Origin of the sequence: Aureispira anguillae (assembly GCF_026000115.1) — a bacterium.
GTDB classification, from domain to species: domain Bacteria; phylum Bacteroidota; class Bacteroidia; order Chitinophagales; family Saprospiraceae; genus Aureispira; species Aureispira anguillae.
On sequence record NZ_AP026867.1, the window covers coordinates 1,794,264 to 1,807,493 of the forward strand.

Genomic DNA, 13,230 nt, shown 5'->3' on the forward strand with positions numbered 1-13,230 from the left:
TATGAAATCAGTAAGGGATCAAATGCAAGCACTTATTCAGCTTCCTGAGCATCCAAAACGAATCGTATCTTTAGTACCTTCCCAAACAGAGCTGCTGTATTATTGGGGCTTAGGGGATAGGGTGGTAGGGATTACCAAATTTTGCATACATCCTAAGGAGTGGTATAAAACAAAGACAAGGGTAGGGGGAACCAAAAAAATCAATTTTGATGTAATAGAGGCTTTAGAACCTGATTTAATTATTGGAAATAAAGAAGAAAATGAGCAAAAAGATATAGAATTTTTAAAAAAAAGATACCCTGTCTGGATGAGTGATATGCAACGGCTAGACGAGGTCTGGGATATGATGCATTCATTGGGAACAGTGCTAAATGTAGAAGAACAGAGTAAGCGTTTGGTGCAACAGCTCAAAACAGATTTTGAGGACTTAAGAACGACTACAAAAGGCCGTCAATGGCGGGTGGCTTATTTTATTTGGAAAGACCCATTTATGGTTGCAGCTTCCAATACGTTTATTGATACGGTACTTCAACAAGCTGGCTTTGAAAATGCATTTAGGGATTTTGAGCGTTATCCTGAAGTTGGAATAGCTGAAATCCAACAACAACAGCCTGAATTGATATTTTTATCCTCAGAGCCTTATCCATTTAGAGCAAAACATATACATCTATTTCAGCAGATTTGCCCAACTGCAAGGATTGAAATTGTGGATGGAGAGCTCTTTTCTTGGTATGGGGCTAGACTATTGCATACGGTGGATTATATAAAAGAATTGCAAGAAAAGTTAGAACAAGGGGTTAAGGATAACTAAAGAAAAATAGTTAGAAATTTTTGTTATAGTGTATTTAATATTCTGCGTGGGTTGTTAGGTCAAAACAAAAAAATAAAGGGCATTCTTGCCCAAAACTTGGCGCATTTCTCTAAAAAGCATACTTTTAAAGTACAATGAACTCAAAAAAAACAAGATTGACCCCACACGAAGTACTTAAAAAATACTGGGGGTATGATGATTTTCGACCATTACAATTGGATATTGTTCAATCTGTATTAGATGGAAAAGACACCTTGGCCTTGTTGCCAACAGGTGGTGGGAAATCTATTTGTTTTCAGGTGCCCGCATTGTGTTTGGATGGGATCTGCATTGTTGTCTCTCCTCTGATTGCGTTGATGAAAGATCAAGTCAAAAATTTGGTCGATAGAGGGATTCGAGCCTATGCTATTTATTCAGGTATGAAAATTGCGACCATTGATCGAATTTTAGACAACTGCATTCATGGAGGAGTTGATTTTCTTTATCTTTCGCCAGAACGTTTGTCTTCAGACTTGGCAATAGAGCGAATCAAACAGATGAAGGTAACTTTACTAGCTGTTGATGAAGCACATTGTATTTCGCAATGGGGCTACGATTTTCGTCCTTCTTACCTAAATATTGCTGAAATTCGAGCGTTATTACCCAATATCCCTTTAATTGCACTAACTGCTACGGCTACTCGACCCGTTGTTAAGGACATTCAAGAAAAGTTAGTATTCTCCCAAACTGCTAATGTTTTCCAGAAAAGTTTTGCTCGCCAAAATCTCTCTTATGTTGTTTTGTATGAAGAAAATAAGCGAACAAAGATGCTTAATATTTTGCGAAAAATAAAAGGCTCAGGGATTGTTTATGTACAAAATAGAAGAGAGACACAGGAGGTGGCTTACTTCTTGAAAAAAAATGGTATTTCTGCGGAATTTTACCACGCAGGACGCAGTGGAGATACCCGAGAAAAGGTACAAGAAAATTGGATTAACAATAAGGTTCGTATCATGGTCGCTACCAATGCTTTTGGAATGGGGATTGATAAGCCTGATGTGCGCATTGTGATTCATTTGACCTTGCCCGATAGCTTAGAAGCTTATTTTCAAGAAGCAGGTCGAGGTGGAAGAGATGGGGAAAAAGCTTTTGGAATTTTGTTGTATAACCAATCTGATCGAATCAAACAAGAACGAAATTTTAAGCAATCTTATCCTACGCTCAAAGAAATTCGCAGAGTGTATCAAGCATTGGGCTCTTATTATCAGTTGGCTATTGGAGCTGGTTTGGGGCAAACCTTTGATTTGGATGTGGCAGATTTTGCCAAGACTTATAATTTAAATCCAATCGAAACGCTTCATGCACTCAAAATTCTAATGAAGGAAGAGTATTTAAATTTAACAGAGAATGTTTTTTTTCCTTCTACCTTGCAAGTGATTGTCCGAAAGGAGGAACTTTATGATTATATGTTGAGAAACAATAAAATAGAACGACTGATAAAGGTTATTTTGAGATCTTACCAAGGGGCTTTTAATCACGATGTAAATATAAGAGAAGGGCAATTGGCTCATTTTCTTAAGGTGCCCCAAAAGCAGTTGGTGTTTATGCTAGATAAACTGCATAAGGACGCTATTATTCGATACAAACCCCAAAAAGATGCTCCTCAGTTGACTTTTTTGTTAGAACGATTACCAGAAAAAGAAATGGTCATCGACCAACAGCGTTATAAATTCTTAAAAGAACGCCAACAAAAGCGCATGGAGGGGGCTTTGTATTATGCAGAAACACTGCAATGCCGCAATCAGTTGCTATTGGCCTATTTTGATGAAAAAGGAGCTAAGGTTTGTGGTCACTGTGATGTTTGCCTAGGGCGACATGACCAATATGTAAAGCATCAGGAGTATTATGAAATCAAAACAAAACTAGAGTATGCCTTGAAAAAAAATTCAGTGGAGCTGCGTGCTTTAGTGGATCAATTTCCTAGTACTATGAAAGAAAAGGTGCTAAAAGCAATTGAGCACCTTATGGACAATCATATGATTGTCCGAACGGGCAATAATCAGTTGCGTTGGAATTAAACGGCTTCTATATAAAAGAGCAACTTAGCAAACACAATGCTCGCTAAGTTGCTCAAATTAATGATATAAAATACACCTACTTTTCTAATGGGTTACAACAAATGGTTTGGTGATTTTATGTTGAGGAAACTGGATGCTAATCCAATAAGATCCAGCTGCTAATTGGGAACTGTCAAGATTTATTGGTTCACCTGCTGTGATTTTTCCTGTTTTTATTCTTTCTCCGAGATGGTCAACGATCTGATATTCAAAATTTCCTTTTTCAGTGGTTTTTAAACTAAATTGAACCGTTCCTGTAGAGGATGGATTGGGACTAATGATTAAGTTATTTGTAGTCGTTTCACCTGCGGATACCCTAATTTGTTTAGCATCCTTTTGCGTTTGGGGTTGTCTTTCTAGCGTGGTAGGAGGGAGTGCACAAATGGTATTAATTACTTGAAAATTGTAAATGGTACAACAAGTATCAGCACCAATAGCTGCACAAACTTCAACACTAATCGTTTTAATTCCTTCGCTTATAAACGTATGGGTAGGATTTAAATCAGTGCTTGTGCCATCTCCAAAATCCCAAGAAATACCCGCAGGAACACTTCCACCACCATAAACGATGATGGGATCAAATTTGAACTCCCCATTCTCAAAGCAATAATTGACACAAACATCTACCTCGCAAGGACTACACAAATCATCGGTTAGTTTTCCGAACGTAAATAGATCTGGTCTGGGATTACTACGCTCAAAATCGGTAGAAACAAGAGGAATTGCGGTGCGTATTGTTGGTGCTCCAGCAAGTGTTGTGGTAGCCAGACCACTATTGCCATGCGATACCCATTGATTGGGAGCCAAATCCCAACGAGTAACGGCCAATTCGCACAATTCATGATTAAAACAAGGAGTAGAATTGTAGTTCAATTCCAAATTAAAAGTCCAAGGGTCTGCTGCTGAATTATCATACTTTTGAATTGCCCAAACCTCACAAGGACTGATTTCGCTAAGGGTAGGTGTTTCAAAACTTAAAACAGATTCTACGGACTCGGCATCAAAATATTCTGCACTATACATATTAATAATGCTATGTCCTGTACTTATCCCAGAGATGGGTTTGATTAAGGCAGGACGATAGAGCGAAGACTTGCCAATTGGTAATTCAAGTTCCTTTCCTGTTCTAACTCGGATCGCTCCATTGCAGTGAGAGGCATCCGACGCACCCGCTATTGACGTATTGGTGTTTAAGACAAGTACATCATCCGTTAGAGCGTCTTGGGTAGAAGCAGTCGTAGGATAGAGAATACCTTGTATAAATTGAATTTGATTGTTAAAAGTTGTAGGTCCTTCTAAAATAATGTTTCCTAAAGGCTTGTTAATTTTTAGGGAGGGTAAAATCCCTGAAAAATTATCATTGTTATAGGGATGTCGAATATGCTGATTGGGATCTAAAGGATCATTGCCGTTCATAACCAAAAATAAATTGCCAAAAGCAGCTGTACCTGTAAATTCAAACGATGCGGTAGTGTGAACATTACCAACAATTAAATCGTTTTTGATGTGAATTTCAGTGCCTATAGGTGCATTCATAATAATTGGGTCTGAGCCCGTTCCTAATACGCCAAGTGAACCAGCAGTCATAAAGTTGTTTTCTACAATACAAGGAGCTCCTGAAAACTCTTTAGTGGCAGGATCTGCTCCATTCGTGGTCACTTTTAAGTCCCAAAAATGTACGTTGCCAAGGTTATAAAAACGGGTAGCCATTCCTGCGCTTCTATTGGACAAAACTACAGTGCCTTGACGAGAATTGTCAAAGTGAAGACCATTCGCAAAGGTCGCATTGTGTCGAATTCTAGTTTCATCTTCAGGGGCTTTAAAGGTTCCATTTTCAACAGTTAGTGGGACCGCAAACAATAGACCATAGCTGGGAGAAATTCCTCCAACAATACCAGCTCCTCCTTGAAAGCCATTAGACGCTAAGACTGGACCGCCAAAATTAAAACGTGCTTGATAGGCTAGCATAGCATTTACCGCTATTAAGTCGGAGTGACCTGATGAAATGGAAATACTACCATCCCAAAAACCTTCTCCTCCAGCATCATCGGATTCAGATACGTTGAATCGAGTACCATTTATTTGGGTAAGCGTTCCTGTATAACCTTCGATAATAATTCCTCCGACCCGTAAAGAAGCATTAATATCGCAATTGCCATCGTATAAGTTGTTGAAAATGGCAATATCATTTTTAGGTCCCTCTGGATTAATAAGCCCCCCTTGTCCAGGGTAAAAAGGAGCAGGGGAGATCCTATCACTAGTAGCATAGGGATAATAATCCCAATTGCTGGCATCTGTCCAGTCATCTGTTGATCCACCTCCTGTCCACAAAAACTGATTTTGGGCAAAAGAAGTACTAGAAAATACCATTACCATAAAAAATAAAAAGCCTGTTTTCAATACGGAGCATCTTACCGTAGAGTTGCTAGAAGTAGCTTTAATTACTTCGCTGTTTAAATTCTTTGTGTTCATTTTGAATCGTTTATAATAAATAAATGGGGTATATGTTGTTAAGTAATATAAATTATTCAGACTTGATTTGTTGTTAAAATCTTTATTCGTAGTAATTGAGTCTTTATTTGTAAATAAAGTGTTCTAATGTGAAAAATTTTAAGACTTGTATAACAGTTGCTCATAAGGAAACAGCCCATTCAAAACTTGTTTTGAATGGGCTGCTGGAATAATAAAAGAAATGGCAATTAAGTAAGCTTATCAAAGTAGTTGATTAACTTGTTTTTTAGTCGATGAGAGACAGGTATTTTATGATTGAGTGTCGTTACTAAAAAATTTTTATCTTTTTTGTCATAACGCATAACATGATTTAAATTAACCAAATAGGACTGATGTACCCGCATGAAATTATCTTTAGGCAATAAATCCTCGTATTCTCTCAATATTTTAGAAGCCATAACTTTCTGTGAATCTGCTAGATAAAAAGTCGTATAGCCTTTGTCGGATTCACAGTAAATAATATCAGCAACATGGATGACGTGGATACTGTCTGCGGTACTAATCGTAATCTTTTTGATGCTTTCTTCTTTATTATTTAAGTTTTGGAGCAAAGAGTCAAGACTTTCTTGTTGCTGCTGCTGAGAGAGTTTTTGCTTGATTTTTCGAACAGCAGCCATCAACTCGCTTGCTTTGACAGGTTTTAGTAAATAATCAACAGCAGAGGCTCGTAATGCTTTTAATACATAGTCATTGTGTCCCGTAACAAAAATGACGTTGAGTGCTTCTCCTTCAAAATGTTTTAATACATCAAATCCACTATCAGACCCTAAGTCTATATCTAAAAATAAAATATCTGGTCGCTCTTGCTGGATCGATAGAATAGCAGACAAAAGACTATCCGCTTGTTTAAAAGAGTCTATATCTGGGCAACATAAACTAGCAACTTGAATTAAGGTTTCTCTGGCTCGTTTTTCATCATCAATAATAAGTGCTTTCATTATTTGGAGGCTAATTAGAATGAATGTTAATACTTGTTGTTACTCCAAGAAAAAACCGCATTAGGTTGATGGGTAGGCTTGGAGACATAGACCAAAGCCAAAACCCAATAGCAAACTAATTTAGTATCTTAGACAACTCGATGCAAGATGCTTTTTATGTTTTATACCGAAAAACTAAAATCTCGAAGAACTCAGCTTGCTGGCTCACGAGTGATAACGAGGAAACCAAGCAACGTAGTTAGACTAATGGAGTATTAATATTTATAGCTTAAAGGTAAGGAAAAAGATACTAAAGTCCCCTTGTTTTCTAATCCTTTCATATCGAAATAAATTTTATTTCCTCGTTTTTTATTCAAGAAATGCAAGCGATCTTTGGTGATTTTAACCGCTAACGATTTGTGAGTCTTAACAGAAGGTGAAGCTAGGCTATTTTCTAGCCCAATGCCATTATCTTTGACCTCAATATGCAGAATTTGATCCTTGATGGTGATGTTTACCGTGACTTTGCCCTTGTAATTAATATTTTTTAGACCGTGCTCCAAGGCATTTTCAATAAAAGGCTGCGTCAACATAGGAGGAATCAACATATTGTCTAAATCAATAGCCTCATCAACTTGAATGTTGTATTCAAAACTATTATCAAAGCGCAACAATTGCAATTTAAAATAATTATTGAGCCACTGAATTTCTTTTTCTAACGAGATATATTCCTCCATAGAATTTTCGAGAATGGTTCGAATCAGGGTGGCAAAAGAAGCTAAATATTCTCCTGCTTGAAGGGGCTCTTTTTGGTAGACATAATTTTGGATGGCAACCAAAGAATTAAAAATAAAATGCGGGCTCATCTGATTGCGGAGCAAACGATGTTTGAGTTGGTTGGTCAGGTGTTGCGCATTGATTTTGTATTGACGCATTAACAAAAAGGAAATCACCAAGATTAAGGTAATTGCCAAAAAAGAAAGATAGACCAATTGCCGATTTCTATCTGCTCTTAGTGTTTCAAGCTCTTTTTCTTGCGCCAATAAACTATTCTCTTGTTCTTTTTTTTCGGTTTCATATTTGATTTCTAATTCTTTGATTTGTTGCTGCTTATCAGAATTGAGTATAGAGTCTGCTAAAATTTGAGTTTTATTTTGTGTATAAAATGCTTTTTCAAAATCCCTAAGTTGGATATAATTATTAACTAGACCCTCTAGTGCTTGTCGTTGATAAGAGATTTCATGAATTTGTTGAGCAGTATCTAATATATTCGTGTAGGCTTTAATGCTTTGGGGGTAATTTCCTTGTTCAAATTGAATGGCTGCTAAGACAATTTTGAGGTGCATTTTATGCGTTTTAGATTGAATTTTATCTTCTATCGCAATGGCTTTTTTTATACTTTCTAAGGCAAGGTCTAGTTTTTTTTGAATCTTATAGATGTTGGACTTATTGGAATGTGCAATGGCTTGATATTCTAAATTTTGATTGTTTTGAAATAAGATCAAGGCTTGGTCAAAGTATAAAAGCGCAGAATCAAGTTCTTCCATCTCCGTGTAGATCAATCCAATATTATAAAGCGTAGAAGAAATGCCAAGAGAGTGCTTCATTGTTTGATAAATATGAAGTGCTTGTTTGCCATTTTTGAGTGCTTGAGGGTATTCCTTTAAAATAATATCAATGCTTAGTAGATTGGACAAGATTGGTGCAATAGCAAAGGTGTCGTTTAGCTGCTCAGAAATATCTAGACTCTTGTAAGCGTATTCCGATGCTTTTGTATATTCATGTGTTCTACAATAGACCATACTCTTATTGCTAAAAACTCTAGCAACTCCCCTAAGGTTGTTTGTTTTTTTGTAAAAAAACAAAGCACTATCTAAATAATTAAATGCAAGAGAGGGCTTAGATAGATACTGAGCAAGAACGCCCAAAAAATTATAGGTTTTCCCCGCAAATGCTACATTGTTAGCTGGAAGAAGCTGTAGGGCTTGGCGCCCCAAATCTAGCGCTTTTGAAGGGTTGGTATGCTGGTATTGTTTTGCAATTTTTATGTATATTTTAGCTCTACTTAACGAATCAGTAGTTGTCAATAGAAGCTGTTGTAAACTGTCAATCTTTTGTTGAGTTTGTGAAAATACAACTTGATTTAGGAGTAAGGAACAGAGAAAACAAAGTCCTATTCTTGTCAAGAAAACAAAGTTCATTTTTAATGATTTAGAATGGGGAGTGATTGTTGATCGTTTGATTGTGCTTGGATTATTAATAAGTCAAAAAAGCTAATTTTAGATGTTTAGGCTTGAGAGGGATTTTAGTATTTATAAACGAGAGGAAGGGAAAAAGATACTAAAGTTCCTTTATTTTCTAGCCCTTTCATATCAAAATAGATTTTATTTCCTCGCTTTTTGTTCAAGAAATGCAAACGATCCTTGGTGATTTTAACCGCTAATGATTTGTGAGTCTTAACAGAAGATGAAGCTAAACTATTTTCTAGCCCAATGCCATTATCCTTGACCTCGATATGTAGAATTTGATCCTTGATGGTGATGTTTACTGAGATTTTGCCTCTGTAATTAATGTTTTTTAGACCGTGCTCCAAGGCATTTTCAATAAAAGGCTGTGTCAACATAGGAGGAATCAACATATTTTCTAGATCAATAGCCTCATCGACCTGAATGTTGTATTCAAAACTATTATCAAAGCGCAGCAATTGCAATTTAAAATAATTATTGAGCCACTGAATTTCTTTTTCTAACGAGATATATTCCTCCATAGAATTTTCGAGAATGGTTCGAATCAGAGTGGCAAAAGAAGCTAAATATTCTCCTGCTTGAAGGGGCTCTTTTTGATAGACATAATTTTGGATGGCAACCAAAGAATTAAAAATAAAATGCGGGTTCATCTGATTGCGGAGCAAACGATGTTTGAGTTGATTGGTCAGGTGTTGCGCATTGATTTTGTATTGACGCATTAACAAAAAGGAAATCACCAAGATTAAGGTAATTGCCAAAAAAGAAAGATAGACCAATTGCCGATTTCTATCTGCTCTTAGTGTTTCAAGCTCTTTTTCTTGCGCCAATAAACTATTCTCTTGTTCTTTTTTTTCGGTTTCATATTTGATACTCAACTCTCTGATTTGTTGTTGCTTTTGAGTACTCAGCATATCATTTTTGATGTTAAAAGCTTCTATGAAATAATTGAGCGCATCCTCAAATTTTTTAAGCCCCCTAGATGTCCTCATCAAACCCGTTAATGCTTCGTATTGATAATGTAAACTTTCTTGTTGTTTTGCTAGTTCTAGAAGCTCGGCATAAAAAAATAAGCTTTGAGTATATTTTTGAGTATTGAACAAAAGAAACGCTCGATCTTGGTGTAAGCGCATAAGGCTCTCTTTGGATTTACTTTGCTTTGCTAAATCAATGGCTTGATTCATGTTTTGTAAGGCGAGGTCGATTTTGCCTTGCATTTCATAAACAGAAGTTTTGGTAGAATAGACCCCTATAAGATGGTCAACATCATTCTCTTTTAAGAAAAAGCGTTGGGCTTCTTCAAGGTAAAGAATGGCAGAATCCAATTCTTCGGTATTGGAATAAACAATTCCTACATTATAGGTGCTGGAAGCCACGTCAAAAGGATCATTCATCTTTTTATTAATGGCAAGTGCTTCTTTGACATTCTCTACCGCCTTTGCTGCATCTCCCAGTACTAAATTGACAATAGATAGGTTGTTTAATATTTTAGAAATATTAGATGAATCTTTTAACTCCTTGTTAATATCTAAGCTTTTGTAATAACATTCAGCGGCACTTACATAGTCATTTTGTTGAGAGTAAATCGCCCCTTTGTTGATATAAACACTAGCAATTCCTAATTCAAATTGTTCTTTTTCAAAAAAATACATAGCGCTATCAATATACGTTAGCGCAATAGAAAAATTAGCTAAGTGAGCATTCGCACTAGCCAAAAGATTATACCGATAACCTAGCTTATTATAAGCTTCTTTAGAGAGGAGGGATAAAGATTGTTGAGTATATTGAATGGCTTTTGTTGGGTGAGCATACAGATACTTTTGAGCAAGGTTATACAATAGTTTTGATTGCTCCTCTGTATCTTTTGTGCTTGATAATAGCTTTTCCAAGCTATCTATTTGACTTTGTGGTTGACCATAATTAATGGTAGAAAAAAATAAAAAACAATAGAGAAGGTAAATACCTTTTGTAGGACTAAATGTATTCATTGGTGTTTTTTTAGAGGCGAATGAATTAAATAGATGTAAGTTGGTAACACGAACAAAGGGTAAGCTTCCTACTACTTTTAGCTTCGCTGCTACTATGTAGTTTAGAAGAAAATTATAGATAGTAAGTCGTAAGTCCTGTATTAACAGAGACTAAACACAGGACTTACGACCTATAACTTATAACAAAAGTAGTAATAGGAGAACTGGGCTGTTTTATATTCCACATGATTAGCTTCGCTGCTACTGCGTGGTTACTGCGTGAGCCTACGGGCTATCAAAGAACCATATTTTTTAATGAAATTATATATATTAACGAAAATTGTAGATGAGGTGTATAGATACAAACGTGAATTAATTTGCTTCTAGCAGGTTTTTATTATAAATTGTACCATGGAAAAAATAGAGGGAAGCTTAGAACATATTATTTATAGAAATGAAGAAAATGGGTATACAGTAGGCAAATTGTTGGAGAAAGAAACGGCAAGGGTTATAACTATTGTAGGGAGCATGATGGGCATTCAAATCGGTGAAACGCTTGTTTGTGAGGGAAATTGGCGCAATGATAAACGTTTTGGTAAGCAATTTGTAGTCACACTTTTTAATGTAAATATTCCTTCTACTACTAGAGGCATTGAACAATATTTGTCCTCTGGTTCTGTAGCGGGAATTGGAGAAGTTTTTGCCAAAAGAATTGTCGATCATTTTGGTGAAAATACCTTAGAAATTTTTGACATTGCCCCACATCGCTTATTGGAGGTAGAGGGAATTGGCAAAAAGAAATTGGAGCGAATTCAATCTTCTTGGATCAAACAAAAAGACATCCGTCAGGTGATGATTTTTCTTCAAAATTATGGTATTTCCCCTGCTTATGCGCAGCGCATTTTTAAAGTGTATGGGCAAGAAAGTATTGAAAAAGTAAAGGACAATCCTTATCGCCTTTCTACTGAAATAGACGGAATTGGATTCAAAAAATCAGATGCTATTGCCCAGAAAATGGGAATTGAAATTGATGCCGATAGTCGCATCGCTTCTGGAATAGAATACAGCTTGGAGCAAATGGCAAAAATGGGGCATAGTTGTTATCCGTTAGAGGAACTCGTAAAGGAGGCGGCTATGTTATTGGGCGTTGCTTATGAATCCGTTAACAAAGCGATTCACGCTTTAGCCGAAAAAGGAAGAATTTTACTCCAACTACTAAACAATGCCAGTGGAATACCTCAAACATTTGTTTGGTCCAAGATACACTATGATTACGAAAAGGACATTGCTGCTGAAATATTCCGATTACAGTTGTTTGATGATGTTTTTGTCCATTCCGATTGGGAAGAAGCAATTGAACAATCGAGCAAAAAATATGGCATCACACTAGCCGTAGAACAAGAAAAAGCAGTAGAAAAGAGCCTAGAGGAAAAAATCCATATCATTACAGGGGGACCAGGAACGGGAAAGAGTACCATTACCAAAGTGGTTTTAGACATTTGTTTGGCGTCTACTTCTTCTATCTTGTTGGCGGCACCAACGGGACGAGCAGCGAAGCGATTGAGCGAAATTACTAAACGGGAAGCTTCTACCATACACAGCTTACTGACCTTTGATTTTGTAAGCCATTATTTTCGAAAAAATAAATACGATCAACTAGACTGTGAGGTGATTATTATTGATGAGGCTAGTATGATCGATGCCTTTTTGATGAGTGCCCTCTTAAAAGCAATTCCTAGCAATTGTAAGGTGATTTTGGTGGGAGATGTAGACCAGTTGCCTAGTGTTGGTGCGGGAAATGTATTAAATGATTTGATATTGAGTAAGCGGGTGCCTGTGACTCGATTGAAGGAAATTTTTAGACAGGCAATTAACTCACAAATTGTATTAAATGCTCACAGAATTAATCAAGGCATTTTTCCAACCATAACCACCGACAAAAGCAGTGATTTTTTCTTTATTACAGAACGACAACCCGAACGAATTATTCAGCATGTTTTGGGATTGATTGATCGTCGTTTGCCAAAAGCTTACCAATTTCATAAATTAAGAGATATTCAATTGCTATGCCCTATGAATAAAGGAAAAATTGGGAGCATAGAATTTAATAGAGTTCTACAATTGAGTCTGAACCCAAAGAAAAAAAATGAGGAAACAGGGGTGGGACCCCGTAAATTGGTAGAGGGCGACAAAGTAATACAAATTAGAAATAATTATGACAAAGGGGTTTCAAATGGTGATATAGGCTACATCAAAAAAATATCGGAAGTAGATAAGTTGTTGATTGTAGAGTTTGAGGGGAAGGACATTGAGTATGAATTTTCTGAATTGTTGGAATTGGACTTAGCCTATGCGGTATCGGTACATAAGTATCAAGGGAGTGAGAGCCCTTGTATTATAATGCCTATACACGAATCGTATAATCGGCTCTTATTTAGAAATTTATTGTATACAGGGATCACAAGGGGCAAACAATTGGTGATTTTGGTAGGAACCAAAGAGGCTGTTAGTGCTGCAATTCGCAACAACAAAGCTCATAAGCGTTATACGGGCTTAGTGGCTAAGTTGGAGCAAGAGGGAAAGGGCTTACCTGTGATACAAATTGTACCTATGTTGGGAACAGAAAACTATTCCAAATGGGTGGAAGATAACTTTGGAACTTCGGCAGAGAAGCTGCTATAATTA

Annotated in this window: 7 protein-coding genes; 3 read left to right on the forward strand and 4 right to left on the reverse strand. The window is 36.6% G+C overall.

The window, feature by feature from the left end; all coding sequences use genetic code 11:
- Window position 1: 1 nt before the first annotated feature.
- Together AsAng_RS06735 and AsAng_RS06740 are read left to right on the forward strand one after the other, a co-directional pair.
- Entirely contained in the window at window positions 2–811 is an 810-nt protein-coding gene (locus tag AsAng_RS06735) for an ABC transporter substrate-binding protein (RefSeq protein WP_264792030.1), read from the forward strand.
- A gap of 134 nt (window positions 812–945) precedes the next feature.
- Window positions 946–2,868 carry a RecQ family ATP-dependent DNA helicase gene (locus AsAng_RS06740; RefSeq protein WP_264792031.1) on the forward strand — a complete coding sequence of 641 codons (1,923 nt, stop codon included), beginning with the start codon at window positions 946–948 and terminating at the stop codon, window positions 2,866–2,868.
- 84 nt (window positions 2,869–2,952) lie between these two features.
- On the opposite strand, the gene AsAng_RS06745 is transcribed toward AsAng_RS06740, so the two are convergent.
- The 4 genes from AsAng_RS06745 to AsAng_RS06760 all read right to left on the reverse strand — a co-directional run bounded on the left by AsAng_RS06745 (window position 2,953) and on the right by AsAng_RS06760 (window position 10,566).
- Window positions 2,953–5,379: a T9SS type A sorting domain-containing protein gene (locus tag AsAng_RS06745; protein WP_264792032.1), complete on the reverse strand. Its 2,427-nt coding sequence runs from the start codon at window positions 5,377–5,379 to the stop codon at window positions 2,953–2,955.
- A gap of 227 nt (window positions 5,380–5,606) precedes the next feature.
- Complete coding sequence (locus AsAng_RS06750; RefSeq protein WP_264792033.1) at window positions 5,607–6,356, reverse strand: LytR/AlgR family response regulator transcription factor; 750 nt, start codon at window positions 6,354–6,356, stop codon at window positions 5,607–5,609.
- 254 nt (window positions 6,357–6,610) lie between these two features.
- Complete coding sequence (locus AsAng_RS06755; RefSeq protein ID WP_264792034.1) at window positions 6,611–8,536, reverse strand: tetratricopeptide repeat-containing sensor histidine kinase; 1,926 nt, start codon at window positions 8,534–8,536, stop codon at window positions 6,611–6,613.
- 104 nt (window positions 8,537–8,640) lie between these two features.
- A complete protein-coding gene (locus AsAng_RS06760; protein WP_264792035.1) occupies window positions 8,641–10,566 on the reverse strand; it encodes a tetratricopeptide repeat-containing sensor histidine kinase in 1,926 nt (641 codons plus the stop codon).
- Between the two features lie 390 nt (window positions 10,567–10,956).
- Here AsAng_RS06760 and recD2 point away from each other — a divergent pair, with 390 nt between their 5' ends.
- A complete protein-coding gene (gene recD2 / locus AsAng_RS06765) occupies window positions 10,957–13,227 on the forward strand; it encodes an SF1B family DNA helicase RecD2 (RefSeq protein WP_264792036.1) in 2,271 nt (756 codons plus the stop codon).
- Window positions 13,228–13,230: the final 3 nt, after the last annotated feature.